Source organism: Streptomyces sp. NPDC004065, assembly GCF_044903565.1.
Lineage (GTDB): Bacteria > Actinomycetota > Actinomycetes > Streptomycetales > Streptomycetaceae > Streptomyces.
The window spans coordinates 1-17,102 of the sequence record NZ_JBJDQT010000015.1 but is presented as its reverse complement, the minus strand read 5'-3'; the positions used below and the strand labels follow the sequence as shown (position 1 = coordinate 17,102).

The following is a 17,102-nucleotide window of genomic DNA, read 5'->3' as shown; positions in this document are numbered from 1 at the left end:
ATCAGAGGCCTTGAGCGGCCCGGCGGCGGCCGGCGGTGACGGGGGAGCCGGGGCGGCTCACCAGCCGCGGTTGGCGTAGCGCTCGGTCTCGGGGAGGGTGTCGCAGTTGATGCCGACCATGGCCTCGCCGAGGTTGCGGGAGGCGTCCGCGATGATCTTCGGGTCGTCGTAGAAGGTGGTGGCCTTCACGATGGCGGCCGCGCGCTTGGCGGGGTCGCCGGACTTGAAGATGCCGGAGCCGACGAAGACGCCCTCGGCGCCGAGCTGGCGCATCAGGGCGGCGTCGGCGGGGGTGGCCACGCCGCCGGCGGAGAACAGCACCACGGGGAGCTTGCCGAGCTCGGCGACCTCCTTGACCAGCTCGTACGGGGCGCGCAGCTCCTTGGCGGCGGCGTACAGCTCGTGGTTGTCGAAGCCGCGCAGCTTCGCGATCTCGTTCTTGATCTGGCGCAGGTGGCGGACCGCCTCGACGACGTTGCCGGTGCCCGCCTCGCCCTTGGAGCGGATCATGGCCGCGCCCTCGGCGATGCGGCGCAGGGCCTCGCCGAGGTTGGTGGCGCCGCAGACGAAGGGGGTGGTGAAGGCCCACTTGTCGGAGTGGTTGACCTCGTCGGCCGGGGTGAGGACCTCGGACTCGTCGATGTAGTCCACGCCGAGGGACTGCAGGACCTGGGCCTCGACGAAGTGGCCGATGCGGGACTTGGCCATGACGGGGATCGACACCGCGTCGATGATGCCCTCGATCATGTCCGGGTCGGACATGCGGGCCACGCCGCCGTCCTTGCGGATGTCGGCCGGGACCCGCTCCAGGGCCATGACGGCGACGGCGCCCGCGTCCTCGGCGATCTTCGCCTGCTCCGGCGTGACGACGTCCATGATGACGCCGCCCTTGAGCTGCTCGGCCATGCCGCGCTTGACGCGTGCGGTGCCGGTCTCGGGGGTCCGGGCGGAGTCGGGAAGCGTGGTGGACACGGGTGACCTCACTCGATGCAAAAGAGGGTGTGATGCACGTGTGAGGAAACGCGAGTGGACCAGTCCACGGCAAGGGCCAATGAGGAGCCGGTGGATCCTTTTCCCGTGGCGCGTCCGTTTCGCGCCACGGCGTGGGGCGCCCGCCTACCGGTCCCCGTCCGCCCGAAGGGCCGCGTTCAGGGCGGTGTGGGCGGTGAACGGCGCGTCGGCGGAGATCAGCAGCCTGCGGGCGGTGACGGTGGAGCCGTCCCGCAGCCGCAGCCGCACCGGCTCCCGCAGGGCCACCGCGATGTCCGCGGCGCCGGCGACGGTGCACACCACGTCACCGTCGGCGCCGGGCACCGGCCGGACACCGCGCCCGCGAGCGGAGACCGGCTGCCTGCGGACCGAGCGGACGGCGCTCAGCGGGAGCACGATCTCGTCGAAGAGCCCGGCCCGGATCCTCAGCGTGCCATCGCCGAGCCGGTGCGGGTTGCGCCGGGTGACGGCGAGGAAGAACAGGACCAGATCCATCATCGCGGCCAGCCAGAGCAGGTGGAAGGCCTGCCAGGCGGGTGGGATCAGCGCGACATCCATGAGGGCTTCGACCAGCACCTCCATGACGACGAAGGCGCACACCGTGCTCCGCAGGGTCCCCGAGTGCCCGATCACGACCTCGCCGGGCCGGGCCAGGGGGCGCCTCGTCAGCCAGGCCGTCAGGTCGCGCAAGGCCGATCCGAGCAGCTCCCGCGCTCCCGTCGTCGCCACCGTGATCGCCATGTCGCCTCCCGCGGACGTGTCCGGTCGTACCGGACTCGATCACAGCAGGAAAACCACGCCCGGTGACAGCACGGCGCCGGACATCCCTCGGCCGGAAACGGCCGGTGGGTCAGACCGCCGAGCGCTCCGCCAGGGCCGCCGGAGGTTCGTCGTCCATCTCGAAGGCCAGGGGGAAGGGCGCGTGGCCCGCCAGGCGGAACCAGCGGACCTTGCGGTGCTCGCGGAGCCTGCGGGCCGCGCCGACGGCGTCGTTGTGGAAACGGCGGGCCATGGGTACCCGGCGCACCGCCTCGGTCAGTTCGCGCGCCGCCTCCTCGCCGCCCGGGGCCTCGCGGACCGCCTCCACCTGCTGGGCCTCGGCGAACACCGCGCGCAGCGCCTGGCTCAGCTCGCTCTCGGCGACCTCCCGCTGGTCCTCCTCGGCCTGCCGGGCGGCGTGCGCGGCCTCGTAGAGCACGATCGAGGCGGCCGGGTCCAGCACTCCCGAGGTGGCCAGCTCCTGGGTCACCGAGGCGCGGCGCAGCAGCTGCGCGTCGAGCGCGGCGCGGGCGGCGTCGATGCGGGCGTGCAGCCGGTCCAGGCGTCCCGCCGTCCAGCTGAGATACAGGCCTACGACGACGAGCGCGACGAGGATCCAGATGAGGGTTGCAGTCACGGGCGGCAAGGCTAGCGGCCCGCCGGACCGCCCCCGCACGCCGCCCCGCACGGCCCCTGGGCCGGGCGGCCGGGGCGGCAGCGGCGCCATTCGCGACCCGCCCGGCCCGGTGCGGCCGGGCCCGGCAGCGCCGCCGTCCCCACACGCCGCCCGGCCCGGTGCGGCGGGGGCGCCAGTGCCGCGGTCCTCCGCACGCCGCCCGGCCCGGTGCGGCTCCGCCCGGCGCTGCTTGCGGCGCGTACGTCGCCGCAGCAGCGGCCCGGCCGGCCGCCGCGCCCGCGGCCCCCGCCCTGCCCCAACGCCGGCGCGCGACCACACCCAGCGCCACGCGGGGCCCGGGCGGGCCCGGGCCCCCAGGGGGCTCGGTCGCGGGCGAGGCCGGCCCTGGCGGGCGACCACGGTCAGCCCGACGCCGGGCCGCCCGCGCCGGGCCCGCCCGTGCTGCGGGCCGGGCGCGCGATCAGCCGCGGGCCAGTCCCAGCCGCGCCCGCGCGGGCCGGACGCACGATCATCCCCGGGCGAAGCCCGACCCCGGCGGGCGACCACGATCAGCCCCACACCAGGCCCGCCGCGCCGGGCCCGCCCCCGCCGCGGCCCGGGCGCGCGATCAGCCGCGGACCAGTCCCAGCCGCGCCCGCGCGCCCGTCGCCCAGGTCAGCCGCGGACCAAGCCCAGCCGCCCCCGCGCGCCCGTCGCCCAGATCAGCCGCGGGCGAAGCCCGACCCCGGGGAGCGATCAGGATCACCCCCGAGCCAGGCCCGCCCCCGCCCGCAGGCCGGGCACGCGATCAGCCGCGGACCAGTCCCAGCCGCGCCCGCGCGCCCGTCGCCCAGATCAGCCGCGGGCCAAGCCCAGCCGCCCCCGCGCAGGCCGGAGCCACGATCAGCCCCGGGCGAAGCCCGACCCCGGGGAGCGATCAGGATCACCCCCGAGCCAGGCCCGCCCCCGCCCGCAGGCCGGGCGCGCGATCAGCCGCGGACCAGTCCCAGCCGCGCCCGCGCGCCCGTCGCCCAGGTCAGCCGCGGGCCAAGCCCAGCCGCCCCCGCGCGCCCGTCGCCCAGGTCAGCCGCGGGCGAAGCCCGACCCCGGGGAGCGATCATGATCACCCCCGAGCCAGGCCCGCCCCCGCCCGCAGGCCGGGTGCGCGATCAATCGCGAGCCAGTCCCAGCCGCACCCTCAGACCCGTGTCAGTCGCAGGCATGGCCAAACCACCCCCGCGAACCCGTCGCACAACCCAGCCGCAGCCCCAGCCCATCGCCCCCGCCAACCCGTCGTGCACGTCAGTCGCGGGCCAAGCCCAACCGGGCTCGCAGACCCGTCGCGCGGTCGTCGGCGGCCACCGCTGCCGCGCCCGCCGTCACCGTCTCGTAGACGGAGAGGATGTCCGCGCCCACCGTCGACCAGTCGAAGCGGCGCACATGGGCGCTGCCCCGGTCGCTCAGCTCGGCCCGGCGCTCCGGGTCGGCCAGCAGCCGTACCGCCGCGTCGGCCAGAGCGTCCGCGTCCTCGTTGGCGAACAGCTCGCCCGCCTTGCCCTGGTCCAGCACCTGGGCGAAGGCGTCCAGGTCGGAGGCGAGCACCGGCGCGCCCGCCGACATCGCCTCGACCAGGATGATGCCGAAGCTCTCGCCGCCCGTGTTGGGCGCCACGTACAGGTCGACGCTGCGCAGGAAGCGCGCCTTGTCCTCGTCGCTGATCATGCCGAGGAACTCCACCCGCGCCCGTAGTTCCTCCGGCAGCGAGGCGACCGCCTCCTCCTCGTCGCCGCGGCCGGCGACCAGCAGCCGGGTGGCCGGGCGGGCGGCGAGGATCTTCGGCAGGGCCCGCATCAGCACCGGCAGGCCCTTGCGGGGCTCGTCGATGCGCCCCATGAAGCCGATCGTGTCGCCCTGCCACTCGGGCCGGGGCTCGGCGCGGGCGAAGAAGTCGACGTCGACGCCGTTGGGGATGACCACCGCGTCGCCGCCGAGGTGCTCGACGAGCGTACGGCGGGCGTACTCGCTCACCGCGATCCGGGCGCTGATCTTCTCCAGGGCGGCCTGGAGGATCGAGTACGCGGCGATCATCGCCCGCGAGCGGGGGTTGGAGGTGTGGAAGGTCGCGACGATCGGCCCCTGGGCCGCCCAGCAGGCCAGCAGGCCCAGCGACGGCGAGGTCGGCTCGTGGATGTGGATGACGTCGAAGCGTCCCTCGTGCAGCCAGCGCCGGACCCGGGCCGCGGACAGCAGGCCGAAGTTCAGCCGGGCCACCGAGCCGTTGTACGGCACCGGCACCGCGCGGCCGGCCGAGACGACGTAGGGCGGCAGCGGGGTGTCGTCGTCGGCGGGGGCGAGCACCGACACCTCGTGGCCGAGGCCGATGAAGTACTCCGCGAGGTCGCGGATGTGGAACTGGACGCCGCCCGGGACATCCCAGGAGTAGGGGCAGACGATGCCGATCCTCACGGGCGCTCCCCGTCCCCGGCGCGCGGCCGGAGGTCCGCGGTCCACAAGCGCTGCAGCATGTGCCAGTCCTCCGGATGGTCGGCGATCCCCGTGGCGAAGGCGTCGGCCAGCGCCTGTGTCATGGAGGACGTCTTCTCCGCGCGGGTGCCTGACTCGGGTACCTCGATCGGGGGATGCACCCGGCCCCGCATGACGGGCGAGTCGTCGTACCAGAGCGTGACGGGCAGCAGCAGGGCGCCCGTCTGCTGGGCGAGCAGGGCGGGTCCGGCCGGCATCCGGGCCGTCTCGCCGAAGAACCGGACCTCGACGCCCGAGGCGGACAGGTCGCGGTCGGCGACCAGGCAGACCAGGCCGCCGTCGCGCAGCCGCCGGGCCAGGGTGCCGAACGCGGAGCCGCCGCTGTGCGGCAGGACCTCCATGCCAAGGCCCTCGCGGTAGGCGACGAACCGGTCGTAGAGGGTCTCCGGCTTCAGGCGCTCGGCGACCGTGGTGAAGGGGATCCCCAGCTCGGTGGTGACCCAGGCGCCGGCCAGGTCCCAGTTGGCCAGATGGGGCAGGGCGAGGACGACGCCGCGGCCGGCGGCGAGGCCGTCGGTGAGATGGTGCAGGTCCTTGGGGTCGAAGCCGGCGCGGACGCGCTCGGGGCTCCAGGCGGGCAGCCGGAAGGACTCCATCCAGTACCGCAGGTAGGAGCGCATGCCGGCGCGGGACAGCTGTGCCAGCCGCTCGGGGCCCGCGCCCGGCACCACGCGCGCGTAGTTGGCCTCCAGTCGCCGCACGCCCTTGCCGCGCCGCTTCCAGGCGAGGTCGGCGATGGTGCGGCCCAGGCGCACGGCGGCCGGCTCGGGGAGCTTCTTCACGGTGCTCCAGCCCGCGCCGTACAGGGCGTCGGTGAGGCGCTCGCGGGCGCTCATTTCGCCGCCTCGCTCCCCCGGCTCTCGTGCCGGGCCTCGGCGGCCTCCGCCTCCGCCGACTCCCGCCGCACGGTGACCACGCGCTGGATCAGGGTGACCAGGCTGCCGACGGCGACGATCCACAGGGCGACGGGCAGCAGGTACTGGATGCCGGGCACACCGAACTTGTGCAGCCCCGCGAAACCGGCCGCGACCAGCGAGATCACCAGGCGTTCGGCACGTTCGACCAGTCCGTTGACGGCGACCGGCAGGCCGATGGACTCGCCCCGCGCCTTGGTGTACGACACCACCTGGCCGCTGGCCAGGCAGAAGATCGACACCGCGCACAGCACGTTGTCGTCGCCGTGACCGGCGTACCACAGGGCGAAGCCGCCGAAGATGGCGCCGTCGGCGACGCGGTCGAGGGTGGAGTCCAGGAAGGCGCCCCACCGGCTGGAGCGGCCGAGCTGGCGGGCCATGTTGCCGTCGACGAGGTCGGAGAACACGAACAGCGTGATCACGACCGTGCCCCAGAAGAACTCGCCGCGGGGGTAGAAGACCAGGGCGCCCGCGACCACTCCGGCCGTGCCGATGAGCGTCACCGTGTCGGGGCTGACGCCTCTGCGGATGAGAAACGCGGCGAACGGTGTGAGGACACGCGTGAAGAATGCACGCGCGTACTTGTTCAGCATGGCCTTCCCGAGGGTCGGTGTGGCGGGCGGCCCCTGCTGGCCACCGGCTGGCCCATCGTAGCCACGCGCGCGCGTGTGCGACGGCCGGGCACCCGCACCCCCCGCGAGCAGCGGCGGCGCGGCCCGCGCGGGTGCCGGTGCGGGGCGGGATCGGGTCCTTCGTATGGACGCAGCGTGACGGGAGTGGAAAGCTCGAACCATCGCGGGCGTCGCGGGAGCCGCCGGTGACGCGGTGCCGCGTGTCCGCGCCCACAGTGACCTCACCGTCAACGGGAGGCAGGACCATGGGCGACAAGGCGCACACACACCCCGGAGCCGCCGGCAGGGCAGTGGCGGCCGACCACCCCGCGTCCGTACGGAATGTGGTGCTGGTCGGCCACTCCGGATCGGGCAAGACGACTCTGGTGGAGGCCCTCGCGCTGACCGCGGGGGCGGTGAACCGGGCGGGCCGCGTCGAGGACGGCGGCTGTGTCTCGGACTACGACGACATCGAGCACCGGCAGCAGCGTTCGGTGCAGCTCTCGCTGGTGCCGGTCGAGTGGAACGGCACCAAGGTCAACCTGCTGGACACCCCCGGTTACGCCGACTTCGTCGGGGAGCTCAGGGCCGGTCTGCGAGCGGCGGACGCGGCCCTCTTCGTCGTCTCGGCCTCGGACGGCGTGGACGGCTCCACCCGCATGGTCTGGGAGGAGTGCGCGGCCGTCGGGATGCCGAGGGCCATCGTGATCACGCACCTGGAGGCCGCCCGGGCGGACTTCGAGGAGATGACACGGGTGTGCGCCGAGGCCTTCGGCGCGGACGACCCGGACGCGGTGCTGCCCCTGTACCTGCCGCTGCACGGCCCGCAGGGCCCGGACGGGCACGCGCCCGTGACCGGTCTGACCGGGCTGCTGACGCAGAAGCTGTTCGACTACTCCTCCGGCGAGCGCAAGGAGTCCGAGCCGGACGGGGACCAGCTCCCGCGGATCGAGGAGGCCCGCAACCGGCTCATCGAGGGGATCATCGCCGAGAGCGAGGACGAGACGCTCATGGACCGCTACCTCGGCGGTGAGCAGGTCGACGTCGAGACGCTCGTCAAGGACCTGGAGCGGGCCGTGGCACGCGGGGCCTTCTTCCCCGTACTGGCCGCCGCGCCGGCCGCCGAGGGCGGCAAGCAGGGCATCGGCACGGTGGAGCTGTTGGAACTGGTCACCGGCGGGTTCCCCACCCCGCTGGAGCGGGAGATGCCCGGGGTGACCACCGTCGACGGCAAGCCGCGCGAGCTCAAGCCGTGCGATCCGGACGGGCCGCTGGTCGCCGAGGTCGTGAAGACCTCCTCCGACCCCTACGTCGGCCGGATCTCGCTGGTCCGGGTCTTCTCCGGCACCCTGCGCCCCGACGAGACGGTGCACGTCTCCGGGCACGGGCTGTCCGACCGCGGGCACGAGGACCACGACGTCGATGAGCGGATCGGCGCCCTGTCCATGCCGTTCGGCAAGCAGCAGCGCCCGGTGCCGCACGTCATCGCGGGCGACCTGGCGTGCGTGGCGAAGCTCGGCCGCGCCGAGACCGGCGACACGCTGTCCGCCAAGGACGACCCGCTGCTGATGGAGCCCTGGCAGATGCCCGACCCGCTGCTGCCGCTGGCCATCCAGGCGCACAGCAAGCCGGACGAGGACAAGCTGTCCCAGGGCCTGTCGCGGCTGGTCGCCGAGGACCCGACGATGCGCCTGGAGCAGAACCAGGACACCCACCAGGTCGTGCTGTGGTGCCTGGGCGAGGCGCACGCGGACGTCGCCCTGGAGCGGCTGCGCAGCCGGTACGGCGTCCAGGTCGACGTGGTGCCGCACCGGGTGTCGCTGCGCGAGACGTTCGCGAACCGGGCAGCGGGACGCGGCCGGCACGTCAAGCAGTCCGGCGGGCACGGGCAGTACGCCATCTGCGAGATCGAGGTGGAGCCGCTGCCGGGCGGATCGGGCATCGAGTTCGTCGACAAGGTCGTCGGGGGCGCGGTGCCGCGGCAGTTCATTCCTTCGGTGGAGAAGGGCGTGCGGGCGCAGGCCGCCAAGGGGGTCGCCGCCGGATATCCACTGATCGACGTGCGGGTCACGCTGCTGGACGGCAAGGCGCACTCGGTGGACTCCTCCGACGCCGCCTTCCAGACGGCGGGCGCGCTGGCGCTCAGGGAGGCCGCGGCCGACGCGAAGATCCATCTGCTGGAGCCGGTGGCCGAGGTGACCGTGCTGGTCGGGGACGACTATCTGGGCGCCGTGATGAGCGACCTGTCGGGGCGGCGGGGCCGGGTGCTGGGCACCGAGCAGGTGGGCAACGGCCGCACGCTCGTACGGGCGGAGGTGCCCGAGATCGAGATCGGCCGCTACGCCGTCGACCTGCGGTCCCTGTCGCACGGCACGGCCCGCTTCGACCGCCGGTACGTGCGGCACGAGCCGATGCCGCCGCAGGTGGCCGAGCGGGTGCGCGAACAGGAGCGGGAGGCCTCGTAGTCGGCGCGCCCGGCGCACAACCGGGCGGTCGCGCGGGGGCGATGAGACCTTCGCCTCCGCACGGGCGGGCGGCTTCGGCCGTCCGCCCTCCCCTGCCGGTGGGTGCGGATACGCTGATGACCTGATCAACAGGTGTGCGGGGCAGGGAAGTCGGGAAGGCCGCAAGGGCAGGTGCGGCGGCAATGGGGGCGGCAGTGACGGACGGATTCGATTTCAGTCCCGGGGCGCAGGTGCCCCTGTCCGGTGCGGCGGGGCAGACGGCGGCGACCTACGCGCTGGCCGCGGCGGCGTACCGGGACGACGAGGTCACCAAGATCAAGGACGCCGACAACGAGTGGCACCAGTCCACGGTCACCCCGCCCCGCTCCTGGGCGAGGATCCTCCGCCCCAAGTTCGGCGAGGCGTACTCCCGCGCGGTGATCGACCGCATGCTGGGCGCGGAGCGCAAGCCGCTCATCCAGTCCTTCGGGCTGGAGCCCCAGGTGGTCGTGGAGCACTGCCTGGCCGCCCACCGCATCCGCCGCGAACGCGACAACTGGCTCACAGCGGTGACCGTGCTGTGCGGGGTGCTGTTCCTGCCCGGCTTCCTGGTGTGGCTGATGGTGTTCACCCTGCGCTCCACCGTCGCCCGGCGGGAGGACCGGCGCACCGGCGCCCTCGGCACCGTCCTGCTGGTGGCGATGGGCGCACTCGCCGTGCTCTTCCTGGTCAAGATGCCGTTCCACGGCTTCTGGGCGTGGTACGGGCGGGCGGCGGTCGTGATGCCGGTCGTCGGCTGGTTCTGGGCCAAGCAGATCTGCGAGCGCACGGCGCGCGACCTCAGGGAGCGCTGGGACGGCCTGCTGTCGGGCGGCGGCGTCGGCGCCAAGATCCCCGAGGCGGTGCCCGGCAGCCCCGGCGACGCGGCCGAGCAGATCCGCAAGGAGCTGGCCCGGCTCAGCGCGGAGCAGCGGTCCAACTCCGTCTTCTACGCCGGGCCCAAGGGCATACTCGGCATGGGCACGCGCTGGGGCAGCTGGCAGCTGGCCGAGGACCTGGTCTCCGCGGAGCCGGGCAAGGACTTCCACCCGTTCCGCAGCTGGGACGTCATCGTGGCGATCCAGGGCGGCCTGGCCATGCTGGAGCGCACGCCGATCAACACCGGCGGCTTCCCCAAGCCGTCCATCACGCACTGGATCGTCACCCCGATCGGGGAGGGCGCCAAGGAGGTCTCCCGGCCGAGCGGCACGGACGTCGACGCGTACACGGTCAGGTCGCACGCGATACAGGAGATCTGCAACAAGCAGCAGTTCGGCAGCGGCGACCGGCACTACCTCGGGGTGCAGTGGACGCTCTGGGACGGTCATCTGGTGATCACCATGCTGATCACGGTGACGGTGCTGCACGACACCCTGCGCATCGAGGTCACCGGCCATGCGCTGGGCCCCGTCAACCCGCTGTTCAACGAGAAGCCGGCGGCCAAGGAGAAGGAGGTGCAGAAGGCGGTCCGGTTCTGGGAGACCCGCAAGGTGAGGCTCCCCCTGGTCGACGCCGACGAGGTGGTACGGCTCGCCGCCCGCGCCCCGCTCACCGCCTACCCGCCCCTGCTGAACTGGCTGGGCGGCAGCCTGACCCTGCCGGAGCCCTTCGGCCTGCGGCACGCCTGGGCCGACCAGCCCTGGCGGCACCGCTTCATGGCCGACGACGCGCTGCGCGCGGCCACCCCGGTGCTGCGGGTGGTGCACGCCGCGGCGATCAAGGTGCTCAGGGAGAACGGCGTGGATGTCGAGAAGTTCGGCAGCCGGTCGGGCATCCTCAGCGGGGCGGTGCAGGAGGCCTCGCCCAGGAAGGCCGACGTCTACGACGCGTGAGGGCCGCGGGGGCGGGCGGGCGGGTTCGGCGCCCGCCCGCGGCGCTCATGCCGCCGGCCACGCCTCCGCGAGCATCTTCCGTGTGTCGGCGAGCAGTTGCGGCAGCACGCGGGTGTGGCCGACCACGGGCATGAAGTTGGTGTCGCCGCCCCAGCGGGGCACGATGTGCTGGTGCAGGTGGGCGGCGATGCCGGCGCCGGCCACTGAGCCCTGGTTCATGCCGATGTTGAAGCCCTGGGCGCCGGAGGCGGAGCGCAGCGCCCGCATGGCCTGCTTGGTCAGCTCGGCCAGTTCGGCGGTCTCCGCCTCGGTGAGGTCGGTGTAGTCGGCGACGTGCCGGTAGGGCACGGTCATCAGGTGGCCGCCGTTGTACGGGTACAGGTTGAGCACCGCGTACACCTGCTCGCCGCGCCGGACGATCAGGCCGTCCTCGTCGGACTTGGCCGGGATGGAGCAGAAGGGGCAGCCGTCGCCGGCCCCCGGACCGGTCGGCTTGTTCTCGCCCTGGATGTAGGCCATCCGGTGGGGCGTCCACAGGCGCTGGAACGCGTCCTGCGTCCCCACTCCGATCTGCTGTTCCGGCTCACTCGTCATGCTAGGCAGCATATGGCTTCGGCGCCGGGGACAGGGCAAGGCCCCCGATGAGAGGGGATCACCGGGGGCCTGCGCGGCCGGGCGGCCGCCGCCGCACCGCCGCCCGCGTCGTCGTGCCTCAGACCTGCGTGCGCTCCTCGACGACCTTCACGATCTTCTCGATCGCCTCGCCGACCGGGATGCCGTTCTCCTGGGAGCCGTCGCGGTAGCGGAAGGAGACGGCGTTGTTCGCCATGTCCTCGTCGCCGGCGATGACCATGAACGGCACCTTCTGCTTCTGCGCGTTGCGGATCTTCTTCTGCATGCGGTCCGAGGAGGAGTCGACCTCCACCCGCAGACCCCGGCGCTTGGCGTCGGCGGCGAACTTCTGCAGGTACTCCACGTGCGCGTCGCCGATCGGGATGCCGATCGCCTGCACCGGCGCGAGCCACGCCGGGAAGGCGCCCGCGTAGTGCTCCAGGAGCACGGCGAAGAAGCGCTCGATGGAGCCGAACAGCGCGCGGTGGATCATGACCGGCCGCTGCTTGGAGCCGTCGGCGGCCGTGTACTCCAGGTCGAAGCGCTCCGGCAGGTTGAAGTCGAGCTGGATCGTCGACATCTGCCAGGTGCGGCCGATGGCGTCCTTGGTCTGGACGGAGATCTTCGGCCCGTAGAAGGCGGCACCGCCCGGGTCGGGTACCAGGGGCAGCCCCTGCTTCTCGGCGACCTTGCGCAGCGTCTCGGTGGCCTCTTCCCAGGCCTCGTCGGAGCCGACGAACTTCTCCGGGTCCTTGGTGGACAGCTCCAGGTAGAAGTCGGTCAGGCCGTAGTCGCGCAGCAGGTCCAGGACGAAGGTGAGCGTCCTGTCGAGCTCCTCCGACATCTGCTCGCGGGTGCAGTAGATGTGCGCGTCGTCCTGGGTGAAGCCGCGGGCCCGGGTCAGGCCGTGCACCACGCCGGACTTCTCGTACCGGTACACGGTCCCGAACTCGAACAGGCGCATCGGCAGTTCGCGGTACGAGCGGCCGCGCGCGTCGAAGATCAGGTTGTGCATCGGGCAGTTCATGGGCTTGAGGTAGTAGTCCACGCCCTCGTCGAGCTGCATGGGCGGGTACATGCCCTCGGCGTACCAGTCCAGGTGGCCCGAGGTCTCGAAGAGCTTCCCCTTGGTGGCGTGCGGGGTGTAGACGAACTCGTAGCCCTCCTCCTCGTGACGGCGGCGCGAGTAGTCCTCCATCACCCGGCGGACGATGCCGCCCTTGGGGTGGAACACGGCGAGGCCGGAGCCGATCTGCTCGGGGATGGAGAACAGGTCGAGCTCGCTGCCCAGCTTGCGGTGGTCGCGCTTCTCCGCCTCGGCGAGGAAGTCCAGGTACGCCTTCAGCTCGTCCTTGGACGGCCAGGCGGTGCCGTAGATGCGCTGGAGCATCGGGTTCTTCTCGCTGCCGCGCCAGTAGGCGGCCGCGTTGCGCATCAGCTTGAACGCCGGGATGAGCCGGGTGGAGGGCAGGTGGGGACCGCGGCACAGGTCCTTCCAGCACACCTCGCCGGTCTTGGCGTCCAGGTTGTCGTAGATGGTCAGCTCGCCGGCGCCGACCTCGACGTCCGCGCCGTCGTCGTGCGAGGCGGAGCCCTTGAGGCCGATCAGCTCCAGCTTGTACGGCTCGCCGGCCAGCTCCTCGCGGGCGGCCTCGTCGGTGACGACGCGGCGGGAGAAGCGCTGACCGCGCTTCTGGATCTCCTGCATCTTCTTCTCGATGGCCTTGAGATCCTCGGGCGTGAACGGCCGGTCCACGTCGAAGTCGTAGTAGAAGCCGTCCTTGACGGGCGGGCCGATGCCCAGCTTGGCCTCGGGGAAGATCTCCTGCACGGCCTGTGCCATGACGTGCGCGGTCGAGTGGCGCAGGATGTTCAGACCGTCCTCGGAGGAGATCTCCACGGGCTCGACGACATCGCCGTCCGCGACCTCGTGGGCGAGGTCCTTCAGCTCGCCGCCGACGCGCGCGGCGACGACCGAGCGCTCGCCGGCGAAGAGGTCGGCGGCCGTGGTGCCCGTCGTCACCGTGCGCTCTTCCCGCTCGGAATCGCGTTGGATGATCACACGGACGTCTGACACCGGTCTCTCCTGACTGCAGGTGGGTGCGGCGCCATACCGGGAGCGCGCGCATGAGTGGGATCGTACCGAGCCGGGGCCGCCGACCGCGAAACGGTTACGCTCGGTTCACTCTCCGTCGCAGTCCTCGCCGCTGACCGCCTCCTCGAAGTAGTCGAGGTCCTCCTGCATCGACTTCACCAGCCGGTCCCGTTCCTCGTCGTCCACCTGCACCGGAACGACACCGGAGGCGCCCGTCAGCCGGCGGAAGCCGCCCCTGCTCTCCAGCCGCCCGAGGACCCGCACCGGCAGCCCGACCAGGTGCGCGTGCCCGGCGATCCGGTAGTCCTCCTCGTCGAGGGTCACGCGGACGTAGGGCACCTCGGCGCCGGCGAGCACCCGCAGCCGTACGGTGCCCTCGCCGCGCGGCTGGGATCTGCGCATCCGCACCACGGTGCCGGTGATGCGCACCGGCATGGAGGGCTCCGCGCGCAGGTAGCGGGCGCCGGCCTCGCGCAGCACGGGCAGGTCGCCCGGGGTGAACTCGACGGCCTCGGCGGCGGCCGCGCAGTCCTGGGGAACCCCGGCGGCGGGCGCCCAGGCGACCGCGATCCGGGCGCCCTCGGTGCCGCGCACGAACGCGACGAGCGCCTCGGTGAGCTCGCGGCTGGCGCCCGCCCGGACCGCGCCGTCGAAGGCGTCCATGGCGCCGGTGGCCCGCTGGTAGTCGATGGCCTCGCGCACCGCGTACACGGCCTGGTGCAGCCGGACGGCGAGCGGGCGTCCCGGCTCGACGGGCACGAAGGCGGTCAGACGGCGGCCGTCGGCGGCGGAGCCGACCAGCACGTGCTCCAGGGAGGCGGTGGCCGCGCGGCGGTGGCGGGCGCCGTGGTAGCCGGCCCGCGCGCGGGTGGCGAGCGCGGCGGCGAGGAGCATCTGCCGGGCGGCGGAGCGCAGCCGTTCCTCGACGGTCCAGGGGGCCGCGTCGGCGGGGCCGCCGGGCACGTCCCGCCACCAGCGGATCTCGTCGCTGGGCAGGGAGAGCGCGAGCAGCACCTCGCGCGCGGAGGGGGTGCCGCTGCGGGCCAGGGCGTCGAGCGCCTCGCCGAGCAGGTCGTCGCTGTCGGGGAAGGCGCGGCTGACGGGCACCAGCAGGCTGGTCACGGTGGGGCCGGGTCCGGGCGGAGTCCAGCGGCCATAGCGTCCGGCGGCGCCGCCGCGCCGCTGCCAGCCGTGCCGGTGCAGCAGGGCGGCGAGGACGGCGGGGTCCACGGCTCCGGGCTCGGGGGGCCGGTGCCAGGAGGTGTCCACGGGGTGCGGCCGGGCCGGCCGCAGGGGTTCGTCGAGGGGGCGGTGCGTCACGGTCTGCCTCCGGTCCCGACCCGCGTCATGATCTCGCACAGGGCCCGGTCGTCGAAGATGCGCGAGGTGGGGATCCGCACGGTGGTGCGGTGCCGGCCGGTGACCGGGTGGCCGGCGAGGTTGACCCAGTAGCAGCAGTGCCTGAGGTCGAGCCGGTCGTGTCCGGCGCGCAGCCACTGGTCCTGCGAGCGGGGCACGATCATCACCACCAGGATCTTGTGCACGGTCACCGGGGTGCGGGCGAGCTTGGCCAGGTGGTCGTTGTCCAGCGTGAAGGAGAAGAACCGGCCCGGGGGGCTGGGCGGCACCTGGTAGGTGCACTTCAGCTGCACTTTGATGGTCACCTCGTCGTCGACGGTGTGCCCGGGCGCGCTGTGGCTGACGTGCCAGTCGATGCCGTTGTCGGGAAAGGGCTGCGACAGTGAGCAGCCGGCCGCGGCGGCGACCGCGTGCAGATAGCCGACCTGCAGTGTCTCCATGCAGGCGGTGGTGGCGAGGGTGCCGCGCAGGGGGCCCGCACGCTCGGGCAGCAGCCCGCCCCGCTCGGGCTGCGCTATCGCCATGGCCAACAGCCTTCCAAGCCGGAGGAATTGCCGGGTGAGTCCCGGTCATGGGCCTGTGAACTGCAAAGACCCGTATTCCTGTTGTGTCCTTCCGGCGTACGGCGCAAACAGCCCGGGTATCACCGAACGGGCAGCGGACGGCACGTCAGCTGCTCTGGGTGAGCGAGGAGTTGTGGTCGACATGACGTGCTGCTGGTACGAGGGGCCGCTGGCCGCCTTCGACACGGAGACCACGGGCGTCGACGTCGAGACCGACCGCATCGTGTCGGCCGCCGTCGTCGTCCAGGACGCCCCGGGCTCCCGGCCGCGGGTGGCCCGGTGGCTGGTGAACCCGGGGGTGCCGGTGCCGCCGCAGGCGACGGCGGTGCACGGGCTGACGGAGGACCATCTCCAGCGCAACGGGCGCTGGCCGGCCCCGGTGATGTACGAGGTGGCCGAGGCGCTGGCCGAGCAGGCCGCCCTGGGCCGTCCGCTGGTGGTGATGAACGCGCCGTTCGATCTCACGCTGCTGGACCGGGAGTTGCGCCGGCACCGGGCGTCCTCGCTTCAGCGGTGGTTCGAGACGTCGCCGCTGTGCGTGCTCGATCCGCGGGTGCTGGACAAGCATCTGGACCGCTACCGCAAGGGCCGGCGCACGCTCACCGACCTGTGCGCGCACTACGAGGTCGTCCTGCAGGACGCGCACGACGCGGCGGCGGACGCGCTGGCCGCGCTGGAGGTCGTGCGGGCGCTGGGGCGGCGGTTCGCGGCGCGCCTGGACCGGCTGACCCCGGCCGAGCTGCACACCCTGCAGACCGGCTGGCACGCGGCGCAGGCGCGCGGGCTGCAGGCGTGGTTCACCCGCAGCGGGGCGGAGGAGACGGTGGACCCGGCGTGGCCGCTGCGGCCCGAACTGCCGGCGGCGGCCTGAGCGGGGCGTCCGCGCCGGCCGGTGCGGACAACACGATGGCGGCTCCGTCCGCGCGGTGCGCAGATCTGAGCCGCCATCGACAGCGTGGGCGATACTGGGATCGAACCAGTGACCTCTTCGGTGTGAACGAAGCGCTCTCCCGCTGAGCTAATCGCCCGGGAACGCACTGAACCATACAGGCCCGGGCGGCCCGGGTTCAAACCGTTTCCAGGTGCGCGGCCAGTCCCCGCCGCCCGGAGGCCATCATCAGGCGGTGGTTGGCGCGGAAGACGGGGCGTCCCACCGCGGCGAAGCGCCTGAGCAGCGGTTTGTCCAGGTCGGCGGTCTGCTCGTAGCGGGCCAGGGTGCCGCCGCCGCGGGCGGTGAGCGTCCAGCGGGCCCGGCCCCGCAGATCGCCGCTCAGCGCGGCCTCGAGGACGCCGGCCGCCGGATCCCGGCGCAGCTCGCGCAGGGTGAAGGTGAGGTCGTACGGCAGCAGGGAGCGGACCCGCACCACACCGGCGGTCGCGCCCGTGCGCCGCACCTCGCGCACCTGGGGCCACCACAGCGGGTAGTCCTCCACCCGTTCCAGTGCCGCGTACACGGCCGCGGGCGGCGCGGGCAGCGCCCACAGGCTGAGGAAGCGGTAGTGCGTCCGGTCCATGGCCCTCCAGTCTGCCCGCGGGTCCGGGGAGCGCGACCGGGCGCCCGCTTCTGAGTACGCGTACTCATGCCCTGCCGAGTGACGTGGACCACACTGGGCGCGGGGGGGCCCCCCCCCCGCCGGGGGGCCCCCCCCCCCGGCCGCCCCCCCCCCCGCCCCCCCCCCCCCCCCCCCCCCCCCCCCGCCCCCCCCCCCCCCCCCCCCCCCCCC

The 17,102-nt window shown here is 73.4% G+C and carries 14 protein-coding genes and 1 tRNA gene; 3 read left to right on the top strand and 12 right to left on the bottom strand.

Annotation, left to right across the window (positions count from 1 at the left end; translation table 11 throughout):
• Positions 1-57: 57 nt before the first annotated feature.
• The 6 genes from pdxS to pgsA form a co-directional block, all read right to left on the bottom strand.
• Positions 58-972 (bottom strand): pyridoxal 5'-phosphate synthase lyase subunit PdxS, encoded by a 915-nt coding sequence (gene pdxS / locus ACI2LW_RS17585; RefSeq protein WP_404732088.1) that lies wholly within the window; start codon positions 970-972, stop codon positions 58-60.
• Between the two features lie 144 nt (positions 973-1,116).
• Entirely contained in the window at positions 1,117-1,731 is a 615-nt protein-coding gene (locus ACI2LW_RS17580) for a hypothetical protein (RefSeq protein WP_404732087.1), read from the bottom strand.
• 109 nt (positions 1,732-1,840) lie between these two features.
• On the bottom strand, positions 1,841-2,386 hold the full coding sequence (locus tag ACI2LW_RS17575; protein WP_404732086.1) for a hypothetical protein: 546 nt from the start codon (positions 2,384-2,386) through the stop codon (positions 1,841-1,843).
• A gap of 1,281 nt (positions 2,387-3,667) precedes the next feature.
• Entirely contained in the window at positions 3,668-4,831 is a 1,164-nt protein-coding gene (locus tag ACI2LW_RS17570; RefSeq protein ID WP_404732085.1) for a glycosyltransferase family 4 protein, read from the bottom strand.
• Positions 4,828-5,745 carry a phosphatidylinositol mannoside acyltransferase gene (locus ACI2LW_RS17565; protein ID WP_404732084.1) on the bottom strand — a complete coding sequence of 306 codons (918 nt, stop codon included), beginning with the start codon at positions 5,743-5,745 and terminating at the stop codon, positions 4,828-4,830. Before ACI2LW_RS17565 ends, ACI2LW_RS17570 begins: the two co-directional genes overlap by 4 nt.
• The gene (gene pgsA / locus ACI2LW_RS17560; RefSeq protein ID WP_404732083.1) at positions 5,742-6,416 is read right to left on the bottom strand and encodes a phosphatidylinositol phosphate synthase; all 675 of its coding nucleotides are present in this window, start codon (positions 6,414-6,416) and stop codon (positions 5,742-5,744) included. The genes ACI2LW_RS17565 and pgsA overlap by 4 nt, the downstream gene beginning before the upstream one ends.
• A gap of 284 nt (positions 6,417-6,700) precedes the next feature.
• On the opposite strand from pgsA, the gene ACI2LW_RS17555 reads away from it, so the two are divergent.
• Together ACI2LW_RS17555 and ACI2LW_RS17550 are read left to right on the top strand one after the other, a co-directional pair.
• Positions 6,701-8,899, top strand: a complete 2,199-nt coding sequence (locus ACI2LW_RS17555) for an elongation factor G-like protein EF-G2 (protein ID WP_404732082.1) — start codon at positions 6,701-6,703, stop codon at positions 8,897-8,899.
• 182 nt (positions 8,900-9,081) lie between these two features.
• Positions 9,082-10,749, top strand: a complete 1,668-nt coding sequence (locus ACI2LW_RS17550) for a hypothetical protein (RefSeq protein ID WP_404732081.1) — start codon at positions 9,082-9,084, stop codon at positions 10,747-10,749.
• Positions 10,750-10,794: 45 nt separating this feature from the next.
• Here the strand turns inward: ACI2LW_RS17550 and ACI2LW_RS17545 are convergent, their stop codons facing one another.
• From ACI2LW_RS17545 to ACI2LW_RS17530, 4 genes are all read right to left on the bottom strand, one after another.
• Positions 10,795-11,355 (bottom strand): HIT family protein, encoded by a 561-nt coding sequence (locus ACI2LW_RS17545; RefSeq protein WP_404732080.1) that lies wholly within the window; start codon positions 11,353-11,355, stop codon positions 10,795-10,797.
• A gap of 106 nt (positions 11,356-11,461) precedes the next feature.
• Positions 11,462-13,438, bottom strand: a complete 1,977-nt coding sequence (gene thrS / locus ACI2LW_RS17540; RefSeq protein ID WP_404732079.1) for a threonine--tRNA ligase — start codon at positions 13,436-13,438, stop codon at positions 11,462-11,464.
• A 105-nt stretch (positions 13,439-13,543) separates the two neighbouring features.
• Entirely contained in the window at positions 13,544-14,776 is a 1,233-nt protein-coding gene (locus tag ACI2LW_RS17535; RefSeq protein ID WP_404732078.1) for a hypothetical protein, read from the bottom strand.
• A complete protein-coding gene (locus tag ACI2LW_RS17530; RefSeq protein ID WP_404732077.1) occupies positions 14,773-15,339 on the bottom strand; it encodes a DUF4365 domain-containing protein in 567 nt (188 codons plus the stop codon). Before ACI2LW_RS17530 ends, ACI2LW_RS17535 begins: the two co-directional genes overlap by 4 nt.
• A 181-nt stretch (positions 15,340-15,520) precedes the next feature.
• Between ACI2LW_RS17530 and ACI2LW_RS17525 the strand changes: the two genes are divergently transcribed.
• The gene (locus ACI2LW_RS17525) at positions 15,521-16,249 is read left to right on the top strand and encodes a 3'-5' exonuclease (RefSeq protein WP_404732206.1); all 729 of its coding nucleotides are present in this window, start codon (positions 15,521-15,523) and stop codon (positions 16,247-16,249) included.
• An 85-nt stretch (positions 16,250-16,334) separates the two neighbouring features.
• Here ACI2LW_RS17525 and ACI2LW_RS17520 read toward each other — a convergent pair.
• Positions 16,335-16,406 (bottom strand) — tRNA-Val (locus ACI2LW_RS17520).
• A gap of 39 nt (positions 16,407-16,445) precedes the next feature.
• Positions 16,446-16,892, bottom strand: a complete 447-nt coding sequence (locus ACI2LW_RS17515) for an SRPBCC family protein (protein WP_404732076.1) — start codon at positions 16,890-16,892, stop codon at positions 16,446-16,448.
• Between the last annotated feature and the right edge of the window lie 210 nt (positions 16,893-17,102).